General features: G+C 51.5%; 19 protein-coding genes. All 19 read left to right on the top strand.

From position 1 onward, the window contains the following. Nucleotides 1–12 precede the first annotated feature (12 nt). Nucleotides 13–759 carry a colanic acid biosynthesis glycosyltransferase WcaE gene (wcaE, locus tag DBY68_RS00095; RefSeq protein WP_108473745.1) on the top strand — a complete coding sequence of 249 codons (747 nt, stop codon included), beginning with the start codon at nt 13–15 and terminating at the stop codon, nt 757–759. Between the two features lie 15 nt (nt 760–774). Further along, complete coding sequence (gene wcaF, locus DBY68_RS00090; protein WP_108473746.1) at nt 775–1,323, top strand: colanic acid biosynthesis acetyltransferase WcaF; 549 nt, start codon at nt 775–777, stop codon at nt 1,321–1,323. A gap of 27 nt (nt 1,324–1,350) precedes the next feature. Continuing rightward, a complete protein-coding gene (gene gmd, locus DBY68_RS00085; RefSeq protein WP_108473747.1) occupies nt 1,351–2,472 on the top strand; it encodes a GDP-mannose 4,6-dehydratase in 1,122 nt (373 codons plus the stop codon). A 2-nt stretch (nt 2,473–2,474) separates the two neighbouring features. Beyond that, nucleotides 2,475–3,440, top strand: a complete 966-nt coding sequence (locus DBY68_RS00080; protein ID WP_108473748.1) for a GDP-L-fucose synthase — start codon at nt 2,475–2,477, stop codon at nt 3,438–3,440. A gap of 3 nt (nt 3,441–3,443) precedes the next feature. Then, a complete protein-coding gene (locus DBY68_RS00075) occupies nt 3,444–3,923 on the top strand; it encodes a GDP-mannose mannosyl hydrolase (protein ID WP_108473749.1) in 480 nt (159 codons plus the stop codon). Beyond that, the gene (gene wcaI / locus DBY68_RS00070; RefSeq protein ID WP_108473750.1) at nt 3,920–5,143 is read left to right on the top strand and encodes a colanic acid biosynthesis fucosyltransferase WcaI; all 1,224 of its coding nucleotides are present in this window, start codon (nt 3,920–3,922) and stop codon (nt 5,141–5,143) included. The genes DBY68_RS00075 and wcaI overlap by 4 nt, the downstream gene beginning before the upstream one ends. 3 nt (nt 5,144–5,146) lie before the next feature. Then, on the top strand, nt 5,147–6,583 hold the full coding sequence (gene cpsB, locus DBY68_RS00065; RefSeq protein ID WP_108473751.1) for a mannose-1-phosphate guanyltransferase: 1,437 nt from the start codon (nt 5,147–5,149) through the stop codon (nt 6,581–6,583). A 78-nt stretch (nt 6,584–6,661) separates the two neighbouring features. Beyond that, nucleotides 6,662–8,032 (top strand): colanic acid biosynthesis phosphomannomutase CpsG, encoded by a 1,371-nt coding sequence (cpsG, locus tag DBY68_RS00060; RefSeq protein WP_108473752.1) that lies wholly within the window; start codon nt 6,662–6,664, stop codon nt 8,030–8,032. Between the two features lie 138 nt (nt 8,033–8,170). Continuing rightward, nucleotides 8,171–9,565, top strand: a complete 1,395-nt coding sequence (gene wcaJ, locus DBY68_RS00055) for an undecaprenyl-phosphate glucose phosphotransferase (RefSeq protein ID WP_108473753.1) — start codon at nt 8,171–8,173, stop codon at nt 9,563–9,565. Nucleotides 9,566–9,574: 9 nt separating this feature from the next. Beyond that, a complete protein-coding gene (gene wzxC / locus DBY68_RS00050; RefSeq protein WP_108473754.1) occupies nt 9,575–11,053 on the top strand; it encodes a colanic acid undecaprenyl disphosphate flippase WzxC in 1,479 nt (492 codons plus the stop codon). Between the two features lie 14 nt (nt 11,054–11,067). Next, the gene (gene wcaK / locus DBY68_RS00045) at nt 11,068–12,348 is read left to right on the top strand and encodes a colanic acid biosynthesis pyruvyl transferase WcaK (RefSeq protein ID WP_108473755.1); all 1,281 of its coding nucleotides are present in this window, start codon (nt 11,068–11,070) and stop codon (nt 12,346–12,348) included. Then, nucleotides 12,345–13,571 carry a colanic acid biosynthesis glycosyltransferase WcaL gene (gene wcaL / locus DBY68_RS00040; protein WP_108473756.1) on the top strand — a complete coding sequence of 409 codons (1,227 nt, stop codon included), beginning with the start codon at nt 12,345–12,347 and terminating at the stop codon, nt 13,569–13,571. Before wcaK ends, wcaL begins: the two co-directional genes overlap by 4 nt. Nucleotides 13,572–13,577: 6 nt before the next feature. Beyond that, the gene (gene wcaM, locus DBY68_RS00035) at nt 13,578–14,969 is read left to right on the top strand and encodes a colanic acid biosynthesis protein WcaM (RefSeq protein WP_108473757.1); all 1,392 of its coding nucleotides are present in this window, start codon (nt 13,578–13,580) and stop codon (nt 14,967–14,969) included. A 146-nt stretch (nt 14,970–15,115) separates the two neighbouring features. Next, nucleotides 15,116–16,009, top strand: a complete 894-nt coding sequence (gene galF, locus DBY68_RS00030) for a GalU regulator GalF (RefSeq protein WP_108473758.1) — start codon at nt 15,116–15,118, stop codon at nt 16,007–16,009. Between the two features lie 392 nt (nt 16,010–16,401). After that, a complete protein-coding gene (gene rfbB / locus DBY68_RS00025; RefSeq protein WP_108473759.1) occupies nt 16,402–17,487 on the top strand; it encodes a dTDP-glucose 4,6-dehydratase in 1,086 nt (361 codons plus the stop codon). Then, entirely contained in the window at nt 17,487–18,386 is a 900-nt protein-coding gene (rfbD, locus tag DBY68_RS00020) for a dTDP-4-dehydrorhamnose reductase (RefSeq protein WP_108473760.1), read from the top strand. Before rfbB ends, rfbD begins: the two co-directional genes overlap by 1 nt. A gap of 52 nt (nt 18,387–18,438) precedes the next feature. After that, complete coding sequence (gene rfbA, locus DBY68_RS00015) at nt 18,439–19,320, top strand: glucose-1-phosphate thymidylyltransferase RfbA (protein WP_108473761.1); 882 nt, start codon at nt 18,439–18,441, stop codon at nt 19,318–19,320. Between the two features lie 48 nt (nt 19,321–19,368). Then, entirely contained in the window at nt 19,369–19,761 is a 393-nt protein-coding gene (locus tag DBY68_RS00010) for an adenylyltransferase/cytidyltransferase family protein (protein ID WP_108473786.1), read from the top strand. Nucleotides 19,762–19,765: 4 nt separating this feature from the next. Next, the gene (locus DBY68_RS00005; RefSeq protein ID WP_108473762.1) at nt 19,766–21,004 is read left to right on the top strand and encodes an oligosaccharide flippase family protein; all 1,239 of its coding nucleotides are present in this window, start codon (nt 19,766–19,768) and stop codon (nt 21,002–21,004) included. Nucleotides 21,005–21,091 lie beyond the last annotated feature (87 nt).

The raw sequence follows: 21,091 nt of genomic DNA, 5'->3' as shown, positions 1-21,091 counted from the left end.
GTGGAAAAAACAATGCTGCTGAGTGTCATTACCGTCGCGTTTCGTAACCATGACGGCATCGTCAAAACCTGGCGTTCACTGGCGCATCTGGCGAACGATCCGAGCATTCAGTTTGAGTGGATTGTGGTCGACGGCGGGTCGGCTGACGGCACGGCGGAGTTTCTGGAAAAACGTAACGGACAGTATAACTTACGTTATGTTAGCGAGCCGGATAACGGCCTGTATGATGCGATGAATAAAGGCATCGCGATGGCGAAAGGCAAATTTGCTCTGTTCCTGAATTCCGGCGATGTGTTTCATCAGGACGTCTCACAATTCGTCCGTCAACTGCGTAATAAAAAAGATGATGCGATGTATCTGGGTGATGCGATGCTCGATTTTGGCGATGGTACACAACTCACCCGTCGGGCAAAAAGTGGCTGGTATATTTATCACAGTTTACCCGCCAGCCATCAGGCAATCTTCTTCCCCTGCGTGGGGTTGAAACAAAATCCGTATGATATGCAATATCGTGTTTCATCTGATTATGCACTGGCCGCCAAAATGTATAAAGCAGGCTATGCCTTTAAACGCATAAAAGGGTTGGTGTCTGAATTTTCGATGGGCGGGGTATCAACCACTAATAATTTACAGTTATGTCAGGATGCAAAGAATGTTCAGCGAGAAATATTACGCATGCCAAAGCTTCTGACAGAATTGTCTTATTTATTACGTCTGCGCACCACCGGCAAAACAAAAGCCCTGTATAACAAATCCTGAATATAAGGGAAAGGTATGCAAGATTTATCGGGATTCTCTGTGCCGAAGAATTTTCGCGGGGCGGGGGGAATTAAAGTGCAATTATGGTGGGCGGTGCAATCAACACTTTTTGCATGGTCACCGCAGATACTCTATCGCTGGCGTGCATTTTTGTTACGTCTGTTTGGTGCAAAAATAGGAAAAAACGTAGTCGTTCGCCCGTCAGTGAAAATTACCTATCCATGGAAATTAACCCTTGGTGATTATGCCTGGGTGGGTGATGACGCAGTGTTATATACGCTGGGCAATATTACCATCGGCGCAAATTCGGTGGTGTCACAGAAGTGTTATTTATGTACCGGAAGTCATGACTTCCAGAGTCAACATTTTGATATTACCGCCACACCGATTGTGATTGGCGAAAAATGCTGGCTGGCGACGGATGTCTTTGTTGCTCCCGGCATTGAAATTGGCGACGGCACCATCGTTGGTGCGCGAAGCAGCGTTTTTAAATCGCTTCCGGCAAACGTGATTTGCCGTGGCAACCCCGCAGTGGTGATACGCGAACGCGTTGAAACTGATTAATTTCTGATAAGTACAGAGGATAAAAACATGTCAAAAGTCGCTCTCATCACCGGCGTAACCGGCCAGGATGGTTCTTACCTGGCAGAGCTTCTGCTGGAAAAAGGCTACGAAGTGCATGGCATTAAGCGCCGCGCTTCCTCTTTTAACACGGAACGCGTTGACCACATCTATCAGGATCCGCACAGCAGCAACCCGAAATTCCACCTGCACTACGGTGACCTGACCGACAGCTCGAACCTGACCCGTATTCTGCAGGAAGTGCAGCCGGATGAAGTGTACAACCTGGGCGCGATGAGCCACGTGGCCGTTTCGTTTGAATCTCCGGAATACACCGCCGACGTGGATGCCATGGGTACGCTGCGTCTGCTGGAAGCTATTCGCTTCCTCGGTCTTGAAAAGAAAACCCGTTTCTATCAGGCGTCCACCTCTGAGCTGTACGGCCTGGTTCAGGAAATTCCGCAGAAAGAGACTACGCCGTTCTATCCGCGCTCTCCGTATGCGGTAGCAAAACTGTACGCCTACTGGATCACCGTCAACTACCGCGAATCCTACGGCATGTATGCCTGCAACGGCATTCTGTTCAACCATGAATCCCCGCGCCGTGGCGAAACCTTCGTCACCCGCAAAATTACCCGCGCGATTGCCAATATTGCGCAGGGGCTGGAGTCCTGCTTGTATCTCGGCAACATGGATTCCCTGCGTGACTGGGGCCACGCCAAGGACTACGTGAAAATGCAGTGGATGATGCTGCAACAGGACAAGCCGGAAGATTTCGTTATCGCCACCGGCGTGCAGTACTCCGTGCGTCAGTTCGTCGAAATGGCGGCGGCTCAGCTGGGCATCAAGCTGCGCTTTGAAGGTACCGGCGTGGAAGAGAAGGGCATTGTGGTTTCTGTCACCGGCCATGATGCGCCGGGCGTGAAACCGGGCGATATCATCATTGCCGTTGACCCGCGCTATTTCCGTCCTGCGGAAGTGGAAACCCTGCTGGGCGACCCGACCAAAGCGCACGAAACGCTGGGCTGGAAACCGGAAACCACCCTGCAGGAAATGGTTTCGGAAATGGTTGCCAAAGACCTCGAAGCGGCGAAGAAACACTCTCTGCTGAAATCCCACGGCTACGATGTGGCGATCGCGCTGGAGTCCTGAGAATGACCAGACAACGTATTTTTGTGGCGGGCCACCGGGGAATGGTCGGTTCGGCCATTGTCCGCCAGCTTGAGCAGCGAGAAAACGTGGATCTGATTCTGCGTACTCGCGATGAGCTCAACCTGCTCGACAGCAATGCAGTGAACGAATTTTTTGCCACCGAACAGATTGACCAGGTTTATCTGGCGGCGGCAAAAGTGGGCGGTATTGTGGCGAACAATACCTATCCCGCCGATTTCATCTACGAAAACATGATGATTGAAAGCAACATCATTCATGCTGCACATGTGCATAACGTGAATAAGCTGCTGTTCCTTGGCTCATCCTGCATCTATCCGAAGCTGGCGAAGCAGCCAATGGCCGAAAGTGAGCTTCTGCAGGGTACGCTGGAAGCGACCAACGAGCCCTACGCGATTGCCAAAATTGCCGGGATCAAGCTGTGTGAATCCTATAACCGCCAGTACGGTCGTGACTATCGCTCGGTGATGCCGACGAACCTGTACGGGCCGAACGATAACTTCCACCCCAGCAATTCGCACGTCATTCCTGCGCTGTTGCGCCGCTTCCACGAAGCCGCCCAGCAGAATGCATCGGATGTGGTGGTGTGGGGCAGCGGTACGCCGATGCGCGAGTTCCTCCACGTGGACGACATGGCGGCTGCCAGCATCCACGTGATGGAGCTGGATCGCGACGTATGGCAGGAGAACACCCAGCCGATGTTGTCGCATATCAACGTCGGCACCGGCATCGACTGCACCATTCGCGAACTGGCGCAGACGCTGGCGAAAGTGGTGGGCTTTAAGGGACGTGTGGTCTTTGATGCGTCCAAACCGGACGGCACGCCGCGCAAACTGCTCGACGTCACCCGCCTGCATCAACTGGGCTGGTATCACGAAATCACCCTGGAAGCTGGCCTTGCCAGCACCTACCAGTGGTTTTTGCAAAACCAGCAGCGTTTCCGGGGGTAACCGATGTTTCTGAGCACGCAGGATTTTGCCACCGTAGTGCGTTCTACACCGCTTATCTCAATTGATTTGATTGTGGAAAACGCGCAGGGCGAATATCTGCTTGGCAAACGCACCAACCGTCCGGCGCAGGGGTTCTGGTTTGTTCCTGGCGGTCGCGTGCAGAAAGATGAAACGCTCGCCGACGCCTTCGCCCGCTTAACGCAGGCGGAGCTGGGCCTGAGCCTGCCGATATCGGCAGGCCAGTTCTACGGCGTCTGGCAGCATTTTTATGACGATAACTTTTCCGGGGCGGATTTCTCTACCCATTACATCGTGCTGGGTTTCCGTCTGCGCGTAGATGCAAGCGATCTGACGCTCCCGGATGAACAGCACAATGATTACCGCTGGCTGACGCCGTCGGCGCTGCTGGCTGCGGACAATGTGCATGCCAACAGCCGCGCCTACTTCCTCGATGAGAAGCGGGCCGAGGTGCCAGGGTTATGAAGATATTGGTTTATGGCATCAATTATTCACCCGAGCTGACCGGTATCGGCAAATACACCGGCGAAATGGTCGAGTGGATGGCAAGCCAGGGGCATGAAGTTCGGGTGATCACCGCGCCGCCGTACTATCCGCAGTGGCAGGTGGGCGAGCACTACTCCGCCTGGCGCTATCGTCGGGAAGAGGGGGCCGCCACCGTCTGGCGTTGCCCACTGTATGTGCCGAAACAGCCCTCCACGCTGAAGCGCCTGATCCATTTAGGCAGCTTTGCCGTCAGCAGCGTCTTCCCGCTGCTGGCCCAGCGTCGCTGGAAGCCGGATCGCATTATCGGCGTGGTGCCAACGCTCTTTTGCACGCCGGGTATGCGCCTGCTGGCAAAACTCTCCGGTGCGCGCACGCTGCTGCATATTCAGGATTATGAAGTGGACGCGATGCTCGGCCTGGGCATGGCAGGTAAAGGCAAACCGGGCAAAGTGGCGAAGCTCGCCAGCGCCTTTGAGCGTAGCGGCCTGCTTAACGTCGATAATGTCTCAACTATCTCACGCTCAATGATGAATAAAGCCCGTGAGAAGGGCGTGCCGGAAGAGAAGATCATTTTCTTCCCAAACTGGTCGGAAGTGGCGCGTTTTCGCGATGTGAACAGCACCCATGTTGCGGTTTTACGCGAACAGCTTGGCCTGCCAGCCGACCGCAAACTGATTCTTTACTCCGGCAATATCGGCGAGAAGCAGGGGCTGGAAAGCGTGATTGAGGCCGCCGCCTTGCTGCGTGACAAACCGTGGCTGTTTGTGATTGTCGGCCAGGGTGGCGGGAAAGCGCGGCTGGAAAAACTGGCGGCAGAGCGCAGGTTAGACAATGTGCGCTTCTTCCCGTTGCAATCTTACGACGCACTGCCCGCGCTGCTTTCGATGGCCGACTGCCATCTGGTGATTCAAAAACGCGGCGCGGCGGATGCAGTACTGCCGTCCAAACTGACCAATATTCTGGCGGTGGGCGGTAATGCGGTGATTACCGCGGAAGCTGAAACCGAATTAGGGCAGTTATGCCTCAATGAACCGGGGATTGCCGTGTGCGTCGAGCCGGAATCGGTTCCGGCGTTAATGGACGGTATTGAACAGGCACTCTTGATGCCGAAACGCAACGCGCAGGCGCTGGCCTACGCGGAACGCACGCTCGAGAAAGAGAACGTGCTGAGTCAATTTATTGCTGATATTCGGGGTTAAACGATGAGTCAATCAACACTTTTTCCGGTAGTGATGGCCGGTGGCTCCGGCAGCCGTTTGTGGCCGCTGTCCCGAGTGCTTTATCCCAAACAGTTCCTGTGCCTGAAAGGCGAACTGACCATGCTGCAGGCGACGATTAATCGTCTGCACGGCGTGGAGTGTGAAAGCCCGGTGGTTATCTGCAATGAGCAGCACCGCTTTATCGTGGCCGAGCAACTGCGCCAGATGAATAAGCTGACCGAGAATATTATTCTCGAACCTGTGGGGCGGAATACCGCCCCGGCGATTGCCCTTGCGGCGCTGGCGGCGGTGCGTCGTGAAACCGGCTGCGACCCGCTGATGCTGGTGCTGGCGGCAGACCACGTTATTCAGAATGAAGACGCGTTCCGTGAGGCGGTGCGCAATGCGACACCGTACGCGGAAAGCGGCAAACTGGTCACGTTTGGTATCGTGCCCGATCTGCCGGAAACCGGCTATGGCTATATTCGTCGTGGTGATGTTTCACCAGGCGAAAAAGACGCGGTGGCCTTCGATGTGGCGCAGTTTGTCGAAAAACCGAATCTCGATACCGCCCAGGCGTATGTCTCCAGCGGCGAATATTACTGGAACAGCGGTATGTTCCTGTTCCGTGCCGGACGCTTCCTGGAAGAGCTGAAAAAATATCGCCCGGATATTCTTGAAGCGTGCGAGAAAGCCATGAGCGTCACCGACCCGGATCTTGATTTCATCCGCGTCGATGAAGCCGCGTTTCTCGCTTGCCCGGAAGAGTCTATCGATTACGCGGTAATGGAACAGACCGCCGACGCGGTGGTGGTGCCGATGGACGCAGGCTGGAGCGACGTGGGCTCCTGGTCTTCACTGTGGGAAATCAGCAACCATACGCCGGAAGGCAACGTGCATCACGGTGACGTGATCAGCCACAAAACCGAAAACAGCTATGTGTACGCCGAATCCGGCCTGGTGACGACCGTCGGTGTAAAGGATTTGGTGGTGGTGCAGACCAAAGACGCGGTTCTGATCGCCGATCGCAGCGCGGTTCAGGACGTCAAAAAAGTCGTCGAGCAAATTAAAGCCGAGGGGCGTCATGAGCATCATATTCACCGCGAAGTGTATCGCCCGTGGGGGAAATATGACTCGATTGATGCTGGCGATCGCTATCAGGTGAAACGGATCACCGTGAAACCGGGCGAGGGGCTTTCACTGCAAATGCATCACCACCGGGCAGAACACTGGATTGTGGTGGCGGGCACCGCCAAAGTCACCATCAACGATGACATCAAGCTGCTGGGTGAAAACGAATCTATTTATATCCCGCTTGGCGCGACTCATAGCCTTGAGAATCCCGGCAAGATCCCGCTCGATTTAATTGAAGTCCGCTCCGGTTCGTATCTGGAAGAGGACGATGTGGTGCGCTTTGCGGATCGCTACGGGCGCGTGTAGCGCTCACGCATAAATAACGACAACGAAAAAATGGCCATTTTGGTCAGGGCCAACTGTTGCCTGAAGAAAGGTAAAAACATGAAAACATTAACCTGTTTTAAAGCCTATGACATTCGCGGCAAATTAGGCGAAGAGCTGAATGAAGATATCGCGTGGCGTATTGGCCGCGCCTATGGCGAATTTCTGAAACCGAAAACCATTGTGCTGGGTGGCGATGTGCGTCTGACCAGCGAAGCGCTGAAACTGGCGCTGGCACGCGGTCTGCGCGATGCGGGCGTTGATGTGCTCGATATCGGGCTTTCTGGTACTGAAGAGATCTATTTTGCGACCTTCCATCTGGGGATTGATGGCGGCATTGAAGTCACCGCCAGCCATAATCCGATGGATTACAACGGCATGAAGCTGGTGCGCGAAGGGGCGCGTCCAATCAGCGGTGATACCGGGCTGCGCGATGTGCAGCGTCTGGCGGAGGCTAACGACTTCCCGCCGGTGGATGAAAGTCAGCGCGGCAGCTATCAGAAAATTAACCTGCGCGATGCGTATATTGATCACCTGTTGCAGTACATCAACGTCAAAAACCTGACGCCCCTCAAGCTGGTGGTGAACGCTGGCAACGGCGCGGCAGGGCCGGTGATTGATGCGCTCGAAGCGCGCTTTAAAGCGCTAAACGTGCCAGTGACGCTGATTAAAGTGCACAACACCCCGGACGGCAATTTCCCCAACGGTATTCCTAACCCGCTGTTACCTGAGTGCCGCGACGACACCCGCAACGCGGTAATCGAACACGGCGCGGATATGGGTATCGCGTTTGATGGCGATTTCGACCGCTGCTTCCTGTTCGATGAAACCGGGCAGTTTATCGAAGGGTATTACATCGTCGGCCTGCTGGCAGAAGCGTTCCTGGAGAAAAATCCGGGCGCCAAAATTATCCACGACCCGCGTCTTTCCTGGAACACGGTAGATGTGGTGACAGCGGCGGGCGGCACGCCGGTGATGTCGAAAACCGGCCACGCTTTTATCAAAGAACGCATGCGCAAAGACGACGCCATCTACGGCGGCGAAATGAGCGCCCATCACTATTTCCGCGATTTTGCCTACTGCGACAGCGGAATGATCCCGTGGCTGCTGGTAAGCGAACTGCTGTGCCTGAAAGGGAAAACGCTGGGCGAACTGGTGCGCGATCGGATGTCTGCCTTCCCGGCAAGCGGCGAGATCAACAGCAAACTGGCCGAGCCTGCTGCGGCAATTGCCCGCGTAGAGCAGCACTTTGCTCACGAGGCGCTGGAAATTGACCGTACCGATGGCATCAGCCTGGCGTTTGCCGACTGGCGCTTCAACCTGCGTTCCTCGAACACCGAACCGGTGGTGCGTTTGAACGTGGAATCGCGTGGTGATACCCCGCTGATGCTGGCACGAACGCAGGATATTCTGGCGCTGCTTAAGCAGTAAAAGCCCCCCTCACCCTAACCCTCTCCCTGAGGGAGAGGGGACAGATCATGCACAGGCTTAACATCTGCGCGGGTTTTCACCCTCTCCCTCAGGGAGAGGGCCGGGGTGAGGGTGACTGGTGATGAAAAAGGAACAACGATGACGACTCTAAAAAAGCGCGAGCGAGCCAAAACGAATGCATCGTTAATCTCAATGGTGCAGCGTTTTTCGGATATCACCATTATGCTCGGCGGGCTGTGGGTAGTGTGCAAAGCCGCGGCGCTGCCGTTTTTGTATCTCCATCTGCTGATGGCGCTGGTGACGCTGGTGGTGTTCCAGATGATCGGCGGGATCACGGATTTCTATCGTTCATGGCGCGGCGTGCGCATAACCACCGAACTGTTGTTGCTGCTACAGAACTGGACGCTGAGCCTGGTATTCAGCGCCGGACTGCTGGCGTTTGACGACGATTTCAGCACCCATATCAGCGTCTGGCTGAGCTGGTATTTACTGACCACCTGCGGCATGTTGGCCAGCCGGGCGTTTATTCGTTATGGCGCCGGCGTGCTGCGCAATCATGGTTACAACAAACGCTACGTCGCGGTAGCGGGCGATCTCCCGCAGGGGCAGGCGCTGCTGGAGAGCTTCCGTAATCAGCCGTGGATCGGTTATGAAGTGGTGGGCACCTATCATGACGCTAAACCGGGTGGCGTCAGCGCCGACTGGGCGGGCAATATTCAGCAACTGCTGGACGACGCGCGCGCGGGCAAAATTCATAACGTCTATATCGCCATGTCGATGCAGGAAGAGGGGCTGATTAAAAAACTGATGCGCGAGCTGGCGGATACCACCTGCTCGGTGCTGATTATCCCCGATGTGTTTACCTTCAACATTCTTCATTCGCGTATTGAAGAGGTCAACGGTGTGCCGGTCGTGCCGCTGTACGACACGCCGCTCTCTGGCGTCAACCGCATCATTAAACGGCTGGAAGATATCGTGCTCGCCAGCATGATCCTGCTGCTGATTTCGCCTGCGCTGTGCTGCATCGCGCTGGCGGTGAAACTCACTTCCGCCGGGCCGGTCATTTTCCGCCAGACCCGTTACGGCATGGACGGTAAGCCTATCAAAGTGTGGAAATTCCGTTCCATGAAGGTGATGGAAAACGACGCGGTGGTCACTCAGGCGACACAAAACGACCCGCGCGTGACGCCGGTTGGAAACTTCCTGCGCCGTACCTCGCTCGATGAACTGCCGCAGTTTATCAACGTGTTGACCGGCGGCATGTCGATCGTCGGCCCGCGTCCTCATGCGGTGGCGCACAACGAACAGTATCGCCAGTTGATTGAGGGTTACATGCTGCGCCACAAAGTGAAGCCAGGCATTACCGGTTGGGCGCAAATCAACGGCTGGCGCGGCGAGACCGACACGCTGGAAAAAATGGAAAAACGCGTCGAGTTCGACCTGGAATACATTCGCGAATGGAGCCTGTGGTTCGATATCAAAATTGTTTTCCTGACGGTGTTCAAAGGCTTCGTCAGTAAAACGGCGTATTGAGGAACGGGTATGAGCCTGAGAGAAAAAACCATCAGCGGTGCGAAGTGGTCGGCCATGGCGACTGTCATTATCATTGGCCTGGGGCTGGTGCAGATGACGGTGCTGGCGCGCATCATCGATAACCACCAGTTCGGTCTGCTGACCGTGTCGCTGGTGATTATCGCGCTGGCGGATACGCTATCTGATTTCGGTATCGCGAACTCGATTATTCAGCGTAAAGAGATAAGCCACCTTGAACTCACCACCCTGTACTGGCTGAACGTCGGGCTGGGCGTGGTGGTGTGCGTGGCGGTATTTGCCCTGAGCGGGGCGATTGCCAGCGTGTTACATAACCCGGATTTACAGCCGCTGATCCAGACCTTATCGCTGGCCTTTATTGTGATCCCCCACGGGCAGCAGTTTCGCGCGCTGATGCAAAAAGAGCTGGAGTTCAACAAGATTGGCCTGATTGAAACCAGTTCGGTGCTGGCGGGCTTTACTTTCACCGTGGTGTCGGCGCACTTCTGGCCGTTAGCCATGACCGCGATCCTCGGTTATCTGGTCAACAGCGCAGTGCGTACGCTGCTGTTTGGCTACTTTGGCCGCAAAATTTATCGCCCGGGGCTGCATTTTTCGCTGGCGAGCGTGTCGTCTAACCTGCGTTTTGGCGCCTGGCTGACGGCGGATAGCGTGATTAACTATGTGAACACCAACCTTTCGACGCTGGTACTGGCGCGTATTCTGGGGGCGAGCGTCGCGGGCGGCTACAACCTGGCCTACAACGTGGCGGTGGTGCCGCCGATGAAACTGAATCCGATTATCACCCGCGTGCTGTTCCCGGCATTTGCCAAAATACAGGACGACACGGCCAAACTGCGCGTCAACTTCTACAAGCTGCTTTCTGTGGTCGGCATTATCAACTTCCCGGCGCTGCTCGGGCTGATGGTGGTGAGCAACAACTTTGTGCCGCTGGTTTTTGGTGAGAAGTGGGTGAGCATCATTCCGGTGCTGCAACTGCTGTGCGTGGTAGGGCTACTGCGGTCGGTGGGGAATCCGATTGGTTCGCTGTTGATGGCGAAAGCACGCGTCGATATCAGTTTTAAATTCAACGTTTTTAAAACCTGCCTGTTTATCCCGGCGATCATCGTCGGCGGTCAGTTGGGCGGTGCGATTGGCGTCACGCTGGGCTTCCTGCTGGTGCAGATTATCAACACCATTCTGAGCTATTTCGTGCTGATCAAACCCATTCTGGGCTCCAGCTACCGTGAATACATTCTCAGCCTGTGGCTACCGTTTTACCTCTCTTTGCCTACGCTCGCGGTGAGCTACGGCCTGGGGTGGGCGCTGAATGGTCAACTGCCGCTGGCGTTACTGTTGGCAACACAGATTGCCGCGGGCGTACTGGCTTTTGTGGCGATGATTGTGCTCTCCCGCCACCCGCTGGTGGTGGAGATGAAGCGCCAGCTGTGCCGTAACGAGAAAATGAAAACGCTGCTTCGCGCAGGCTAATTTTTGAGGTCATTATGAAATTATTGATTCTTGGCAACCACACCTGCGGCAACCGTGGCGACAGCGCCATTCTGCGCGGGCTTTTAGATGCCATCAACACGCTCTCGCCTGAGGCTGAAGTGGATGTGATGAGCCGGTATCCGGTGAGTTCCTCCTGGCTGCTCAATCGCCCGGTGATGGGCGATCCGCTCTATTTGCAGATGAAAGCGCATAACAACGCGCCGGGCATGGTCGGGCGAGTAAAAAAAGTGCTGCGTCGTCGCTATCAACACCAGGTGCTGCTCTCGCGCGTAACCGACAGCGGCAAGCTACGTAATATCGCCATTGCTCAGGGCTTTACCGATTTTGTGCGTCTGTTGTCCGGTTATGACGCGATTATCCAGGTGGGCGGCTCGTTCTTCGTCGACCTGTATGGTGTGACGCAGTTTGAGCACGCGCTGTGTACCTTTATGGCGAAAAAACCGATTTATATGGTCGGCCATAGTGTCGGGCCGTTCCAGGCACCGGCGTTTAACCAGATGGCAAACTATGTCTTCGGACATTGCGACGCCCTGTTCCTGCGCGAGTCGGTCAGCCTTGATTTGATGAAACGCAGCGATATTGACACCTCGAAAGTGGAGAAGGGCGTTGATACCGCCTGGCTGGTGGATCATCACAATGACAGCTTTGACGCGAGTTACGCCGTACAGCACTGGCTGAATGTCGCGCAGCAGCAGAAAACCGTCGCCATTACCCTGCGTGAACTGGCGCCGTTTGATAAGCGCCTCGGCACCACGCAGGAAGCCTACGAAAAAGCGTTTGCAGGCGTGGTCAACCGCATTATCGCCAGCGGCTGGCAGGTGATGGCGCTCTCTACCTGTACGGGCATCGACAGCTATAACAAAGATGATCGCATGGTGGCGCTTAACCTGCGTAAACATATTCAGGACCCATCGCGCTACCACGTGGTGATGGATGAGCTTAACGATCTCGAAATGGGCAAACTGCTGGGCGCCTGTGACCTGACGGTCGGTACACGTCTGCATTCAGCGATTATCTCCATGAACTTCGGAACACCGGCGATTGCGATTAACTATGAACACAAATCGGCCGGTATTATGCAGCAACTGGGTATGCCGGAAATGGCGGTGGATATTCGCCATCTGCTGAACGGCGACCTGGAAGCGATGGCGGCGGACACATTAGGCCAGCTTCCGACACTGGTACCGCGCCTGAACGAAGCGGTGGCACGTGAGCGTGCGGCGGGGCGGGCGATGGTGGAATCGGTATTAACGCGCATCGGGGAGGGGAAATGAAGGTTGGTTTCTTCTTGCTGAAATTCCCGCTGTCGTCTGAAACCTTTGTGCTCAATCAGATTGTGGCCTTTATCGAAATGGGCCACGAGGTCGAAATTATCGCTCTGCAAAAGGGCGATATGACCAACACTCACGCGGCGTACACCCAATATAACCTGGCCGCGAAAACCCGCTGGCTGCAGGATGAACCCACGAGTACGGGGGCGAAGTTTCGCCACCGTGCGATGAGTACACTGCGCGGATTGCATCGCCCGGCGACCTGGCAGGCGCTGAACATGAAGCGTTACGGTCACGAAGCGCGCAACCTGATCCTCTCGGCCATTTGTGGCAATAACCCTCAACCGTTCCGCGCCGATGTGTTTATCGCTCACTTCGGCCCGGCGGGCGTCACGGCGGCGAAACTGCGCGAACTGGGTGTGATACGCGGCAAAATCGCCACCGTTTTTCACGGCATTGACATCTCCAGCCGCGATGTACTGAATCACTATACGCCGGAGTATCAACAGCTTTTTCGGCGGGGCGATCTGATGTTGCCGATCAGTGACTTATGGGCGAAACGCTTGCAGGGAATGGGCTGCCCGAGTGCAAAAATCGCTGTCTCGCGGATGGGTGTCAATATGGATCGTTTTGCCCTGCGTCCGACCAAAGCGCCAGGTGAGACATTGCAAATTATCTCCGTCGCCCGCCTGACCGAGAAAAAAGGGCTGCATGTAGCGATTGAAGCGTGCCGTCAGTTGAAAGAGCGTGGCGTGGCGTTTCATTACCGCATCCTTGGTATTGGCCCGTGGGAGCGCCGCCTGCGCACGCTTATCGAACAGTATCAACTGGAAGGGTGCGTGGAGATGCCGGGCTTTAAGCCCAGCCACGAGGTAAAAGCGATGCTCGATGAGGCGGATGTCTTTCTGCTGCCGTCGATTACCGGCGCGGATGGCGATATGGAAGGCATTCCCGTCGCGCTGATGGAAGCGATGGCGGTAGGTATTCCGGTGCTCTCCACCGAGCACAGCGGTATTCCGGAACTGATAGACGCCAATGCGTCCGGCTGGCTGGTGGCGGAAAACGACGCCCACGCACTGGCAAACAAACTCAGCGAACTGCGCCATCTTGATGAGCCGACGCTGCGCCCGGTGCTGCAACGCGCCCGCCAAAAAGTTGAAACCGAGTTCAATCAGCAGGTGATTAACCGCCAGCTTGCGAGCCTGCTGCAAACCCTTTGCTATTGAGGTTGCATGGATAAAAAATTCTCCCGACGACGCTTCCTGTCGGCAGGCGTTACGCTTGCCGCCATTCCTCTGCTACACACCCCCGCTGCGCGCGCGCTGGGGCGTAATGATGCAGTCGATATCCGCAACTATCTGGTCGGTAATGACTGGATCCGCGCATTTCGTCAGGCGTTTGACGACGCCGATATTATCGACGTTCCTAAGGGCGTGGTTTGCGACAATATCAACACCGGTATCATCATGCCGCCGGGTAAAACGTTGCAGGTTAACGGTAGCCTGAAAGGCAATGGTCGTGGGCGTTTTGCGTTGCAGGATGGGTGTAAAGTGGTGGGGGAGGGGAGACTCAATAATATTACCCTCGACGTTCGCGGATCTGACTGCACCATCGAAGGGCTGGAGATGAGTGGTTTCGGCCCGGTGGCGCAAATATACATCGGCGGCAAACAAAAAAGGACGATGCGCAATCTCACTATCACACGCATCAATGTTAACCAGGCTAACTACGGCATTTTACGCCAGGGATTCCATAATCAACTCGACGGCGTAAAAATCACCCACAGCAAATTTAGCCACCTGCAGGGTGATGCCATTGAATGGAACGTCGCGATTAACGATAAGAATATCCTTATCTCTGACCATGTGATTGACCATATCGATTGCACCAATGGCAAGACCAACTGGGGCATCGGCATTGGGCTTGCGGGCAGCACCTACGATAACGACTACCCGGAGCACCAGGCGGTGAAAAACTTTGTCGTGGCCAATATCACCGGCAGCCACTGTCGACAGTTGGTTCACGTCGAAAACGGTAAACACTTTATTATTCGTAATATTAAAGCACGAAATATCACCCCGGAATACAGTAAGAAAGCCGGAATTGATAACGCTACGGTAGCAATATATGGCTGTGATAATTTCGTTATCGATGGTGTGGATATGGTTAATAGTGCGGGTATGCTAATTGGCTATGGTGTTATCAAAGGGAAATATCTGTCGATACCGCAGAATTTCAGGCTGAATAATGTGCGGATGGATAATCGCCAATTAACGCTGAAACTGCGGGGAATACAGATTTCATCGGGCAATGCGCCGTCGTTTGTGGCGCTGACTAACCTCGACCTGAACCACGCATCATTGGAGATTCACAACAAACCACAACACATTTTTATGCGTAATATCAAAGTGATGCAACCCAAAGTGCGCGGGCCCGCGTTACAACTTCACTTCGACTTACGCAAGGATGTTCGCGGAAAATTTATGGCCAAACACGAGACGCTGCTCTCAATGTCAAATATTCAAGCAATCAATGAAAATGGCCAGCAGTCTGCGGACATTGACCTTATTGATCAGCATGTTGTCAATGTCGATGCGCTGAATTTTACCCTACCCAAACGCTGAATTTTTAGCCGAACCCACCTCTTCAGACGCATTCTCGGATTGTATCCAGAGATTTAGTGGTCTTTACCCGATACTATGAGAAAACATAGTGGATCAAACATCGTTAATAGCTATAATTCATCAACCGTATATAGGTGGACACGAAAATGGTTAATTTGAAAGCAGTCATTCCGGTAGCCGGGCTGGGCATGCATATGCTCCCTGCCACCAAGGCCATTCCTAAAGAGATGCTACCAATCGTTGACAAGCCGATGATCCAATACATCGTCGACGAAGTTGTTGCTGCAGGGATCAAAGAAATCGTCCTGGTCACCCACGCTTCTAAAAATGCCGTGGAAAACCACTTCGACACCTCCTACGAACTGGAAGCTCTGCTTGAGCAGCGCGTAAAGCGTCAGCTACTGGCAGAAGTTCAGTCCATTTGCCCGCCGGGCGTAACCATTATGAACGTCCGCCAGGCACAGCCGCTGGGCCTGGGCCACTCCATTCTGTGCGCGCGTCCGATCGTTGGCGATAACCCGTTCGTGGTTGTTTTGCCGGATATCATTCTCGATGGCGCGACTGCCGACCCATTGCGTTATAACCTTGCTGCCATGGTGGCGCGTTTCAACGAAACAGGCCGCAGCCAGGTGCTGGCGAAACGTATGCCGGGCGATCTTTCTGAGTACTCTGTTATTCAGACCAAAGAGCCGCTAACCGTAGAAGGTAAAGTGAGCCGTATCGTCGAGTTCATCGAAAAACCAGACCAACCGCAAACGCTGGATTCCGACCTGATGGCCGTAGGGCGCTATGTGCTTTCCGCTGACATCTGGGCCGAACTGGAAAAAACCGCGCCGGGCGCCTGGGGCCGTATTCAGCTGACGGATGCTATTGCCGAGCTGGCGAAGAAACAGTCCGTTGACGCGATGCTGATGAGCGGCGACAGCTACGACTGCGGCAAGAAAATGGGTTACATGCAGGCATTTGTTCAGTACGGGCTGCGCAACCTGAAAGAAGGGGCGAAGTTCCGGAAAGGGATTGAGAAGTTGCTTTCTGAGTAAATCGTCTTAGCATCAAGATATGTTAGATTTTTAACACAACGGCAGATGATTGTGAGTGAGGTTTATTTCATTTCACAGCAACTGCCGTTTTTGCTATTAAAAACAACAACTAAAATTAGTGATCGCGCGGCTTTTTTTGATAAAAAATGCCGGATTTCTCCTTGTCTTACACAAGGTTTGAGCCCAAAATAGTGGGCTAAATTGTTGGGCGAGATTCATCTCAACCGCGAAGGTTTGCGTGAACTGGCCTACGACATACTGATTTTTGTGCAGTGCACTGGTAGCTGTTGAGCCAGGGGCGGTAGCGTGCCTAATATTATTAAATATGGTTAGAATTATTGACCTATATTTAATCTCTCTATTTTCCGAATATAGTTAAGAGCGAAATAAACGTGAAAATTTTGGTTACTGGCGGCGCAGGTTTTATTGGATCTGCCGTTGTTCGACATATTATTAATAATACTCTGGATTCAGTCGTCAATGTCGATAAATTGACGTATGCAGGTAACCTCGAATCATTAGTAGAGGTTGATAACAGTGACCGCTACAGTTTCGAACATGCAGATATTTGTGACGCTGAAACGATGGCGCGCATTTTTGTAGAACATCAGCCTGACGCGGTCATGCATCTGGCGGCGGAAAGTCACGTTGACCGCTCAATTACGGGGCCAGCTGATTTTATCGAGACTAATATTGTGGGTACCTATGTTCTTCTGGAAGCCGCTCGCAAATACTGGTCGGAACTGGATGCTGATAAAAAAGCCGCTTTCCGCTTCCATCACATTTCCACTGACGAAGTGTATGGTGACCTGCCTCATCCGGACGAAGTGGCTGCAGGTAGTGAACTGCCTCTGTTTACTGAGAAAACAGCGTATGCGCCAAGCAGCCCTTATTCTGCATCGAAAGCGTCTAGCGACCATTTAGTTCGGGCGTGGCTGCGCACGTATGGCATGCCAACCATGGTGACTAACTGCTCGAACAACTATGGCCCGTATCACTTCCCAGAAAAGCTGATCCCACTTGTTATTCTGAATGCCCTGGAAGGGAAGGCGCTGCCGATTTATGGCAAGGGCGATCAGATTCGCGACTGGCTGTATGTTGAAGATCATGCACGCGCGTTGTACACGGTTGTTACTCAGGGTAAGCCGGGTGAGACCTATAATATTGGCGGACATAACGAGAAAAAAAATCTCGATGTTGTGCACACCATCTGCGACCTGCTGGATGAGATCGTGCCTAAAGACACCTCCTACCGTGAACAGATCACCTATGTTGCCGATCGTCCTGGCCATGACCGTCGCTATGCGATTGATGCTGCGAAGATGAGTCGTGAGCTGGCATGGAAACCCCAGGAGACATTCGAATCAGGGATCCGCAAAACGGTTGAATGGTATCTGGCAAACACCCAATGGATCGAGAATGTGAAGAGTGGCGCTTACAAGACCTGGATTGACCAGAATTACGGAGCGCGTAGCTAATGAATATTCTGTTATTTGGCAAAACAGGGCAGGTGGGTTGGGAACTACAGCGTGCGTTGGCTCCACTAGGGGATGTGACTGCGTTGGATTTCCATTCGACAGATTACTGCGGTGATTTCAGTAATCCTGAAGGCATTGCCGAAACTGTTCTGCGAATCAAACCTGATGTCATCGTCAATGCAGCAGCACATACGGCAGTTGATAAAGCAGAAACCGAACGTGAACTCTCAGAGTTGTTGAATGCGCGTAGCGTAGAGGCTATTGCTAAAGCGGCAGCCAGTATTAACGCATGGGTTATCCATTATTCTACCGATTACGTTTTCCCTGGCGATGGTGATACGCCATGGCGTGAAACGGATGCTACGGCACCGATGAATGTTTATGGTGAAACTAAACTTGCTGGTGAACAGGCGCTTCAGCAATACTGTGCGAAACATCTTATTTTTCGTACCAGTTGGGTCTACGCGGGTAAGGGGAATAACTTCGCAAAAACGATGCTGAAACTGGCAACAGCTCGTGAAGAATTATCTGTAATCAACGATCAATTTGGCGCGCCAACTGGGGCAGAATTACTTGCAGATTGTACTGCGCATGCCATCCGTATTGCGATGGCGAAGCCAGAAGTGTCGGGACTTTATCACTTGGTTGCAGGTGGGGTTACCACATGGCATGACTATGCTGCATTGGTGTTTGATGAGGCACGCAAAGCAGGGATTGAGCTTGCACTGACAAAACTCAATGCTGTGCCAACAAGCGCATATCCTACACCAGCTAAACGCCCCTCCAATTCACGTCTGAACACAGAAAAATTTCAGAAAAACTTTGGGTTAACACTGCCTTCCTGGGAGAAGGGTGTTAAACGCATGCTGGAAGAGCTGTTCACAACAACGTCAATCTAACATTTCACATTTAATGCCCCGCAGGGGCATTTTCTGTTTGAGAATAAGCAAAATGAAAACTCGTAAAGGTATTATTCTGGCTGGTGGTTCGGGTACGCGTCTTTATCCGGTAACGATGGCGGTAAGCAAACAACTACTGCCAATTTATGATAAACCAATGATTTACTATCCGTTATCTACGCTGATGTTGGCCGGAATACGCGATATTTTGATTATTAGTACCCCTCAAGACACACCTCGCTTCGAACAACTTCTGGGTGATGGAAGCCAGTGGGGACTGAACTTGCAATATAAAGTTCAGCCAACTCCGGACGGTCTTGCTCAGGCTTTTATTATCGGTGAAGATTTTATTGGCACTGATGATTGTGCGTTGGTACTCGGTGACAACATTTTTTACGGACATGATCTGCCAAAACAACTTGCTGCAGCCGTTGATAAAGATGGTGGAGCAACAGTATTTGCCTATCATGTTAACGACCCTGAACGTTATGGTGTTGTTGAGTTTGATAAAAATGGTACAGCCATCAGTCTGGAAGAAAAACCTGAAGAACCTAAAAGTAATTATGCAGTCACAGGTTTATATTTTTATGACAACGATGTTGTGGCCATGGCAAAAAGCCTCAAACCGTCACCTCGTGGCGAACTGGAAATTACGGATATTAACCGTCTTTACCTTGAGCAGGGCCGCCTCTCTGTAGCTATGATGGGCCGAGGTTATGCATGGTTGGATACCGGTACACATCAAAGCCTGATTGAAGCAAGTAACTTTATCGCAACGATCGAAGAACGGCAGGGTTTGAAAGTATCTTGTCCGGAAGAGATTGCATATCGTAAAGGGTTTATTGATGCGGAGCAGCTTTGTGAACTTGCACAATTACTCAAAAAAAATAATTATGGTAAGTATTTGTTGAATGTTATTAATGGCAAGATCTAAATAATATTCCTGCAAAGTTGCATGACAAATAATAGTTGGTATTATAAGATGAAGAAAATCATAACGTTTGGTACATTCGATGTTTTTCATGTAGGGCATATCAATATCCTCGAACGGGCCAGAGCACTAGGGGACTACTTAATTGTTGGTATTTCATCTGATGCCTTGAATTTTAGTAAAAAAAATAGATACCCAATTTACAGCGAAAAAGATAGAGTAAAAATAATCTCTAGTCTTAAGTTTGTTGATGAAGTATTTATTGAAGAATCTCTGGATCTCAAACTGGAATACGTTAAAAAATATAATGCTAATGTTTTAGTGATGGGGGACGATTGGCTTGGTAAGTTTGATTGGGTAAAACCCGCATGTGATGTAATTTATCTGCCTAGAACTCCGTCAATCTCCACTTCAGAAATTATTGAAGTAGTGAGACAAATGTAATTTTATGAAAATATTGCATGTAATACGCACACATAAATTAATCAAGAACACTTTTAGCTTGTTTTTGGTCCAATTAGCAAATTTTGCCGCTCCATTGTTAGTTCTTCCCTATCTTTCAAGAGTTTTAGGAGTTGATGGTTTCGGAAAGACAATGGTTATTTTGTCAATTTGTTCATTGGGTCTTATTTTTACTGACTTTGGGTTTAATTTATCGGCTTCTTATAAAATTGCAAAGAGTAAAGGTGAGGTGTTACATGGTTATATTAACTCAGTAATACATGCAAAAATTTTTCTGGCAATATTCTTTTTTGTGGGTGTTTATTTATATAATTACTACGTGTTAAAAACACTTTCCTTCAATGAGATATTGTTCATTTTGTCCATTATACTTGCGCAAGCTTGTTATCCCACATGGTTTTTCCAGGGGATGGAGAAAATGCGTGCTATAACTATATATATGATGTTAACGAAGTTTTTGTACATCATCTTTATTTATGTGTTCGTTCGTAACGAAGGGAGTGTCGAACAAGTAATAGCATCATATGCGCTGAGCTGTATTATTGGAGGGATAGCAGGTATCTATCTAATGTACAGGGAGGGGGTAAGGTTTATTAGGGTTGAAACGAGAGAAATATATTTTCGCTTAAAAGAAAGCTTTATTTTCTTTATCTCAAGAGCTTCCTATTCAATGTATACTACTGCGAGTACTTTTATTGTTGGTGCTATAGCAGGTATGCAACAGGCTGCTTTCTATAGTGCAGCAGAAAAAATTTATCAGGCCCTCCAGGCGTTAACATCACCTGTAACTCAAGCTCTTTATCCATATGTCGCGAAGAGAAATGATCACAAAATGGTGCTTCGAGTTATATTAATACTGGGTGTGCCTATGCTGATTGTAAGTTTTATTGGTTATCTTTTAGCTCCTGCATTTATTAAAATTTTTTATGGTAGTAGTTTTTTAGAGGCAACACCTATATTTAATGTCTTCATCGTATTAACTATCGTGACTTTTATTAGTGTAAACTTTGGTTATCCGGCATTTGCTGCGATAGATAAATTGAATGTTGCTAATTATACAGTTATATGTGGGGCGCTAATTCAAGTTTTTGGAATCTTAATCCTGTATATTACTGAAAATATTCATGCGATTTCAGTGGTATATATGGTTTTAATCACTGAATTGGTAATTATGACTTTAAGAGTAGGCTTGTTCTTGTATTATAAAGGAATTAAAAAATGCTAAGCAAAAATAAGAGAATCGCAAAATTTCTTGGCTGTATTTATTCCTTTGCATCAGCATTATGCAAAAAAAACCAAAAAAACATTATTT

It is taken from the genome of Pseudocitrobacter sp. RIT415 (assembly GCF_003057695.2).
In the GTDB taxonomy this organism is placed as follows: Bacteria; Pseudomonadota; Gammaproteobacteria; order Enterobacterales; family Enterobacteriaceae; genus Pseudocitrobacter; species Pseudocitrobacter faecalis.
This window is presented reverse-complemented; position numbering and strand designations above follow the sequence as displayed.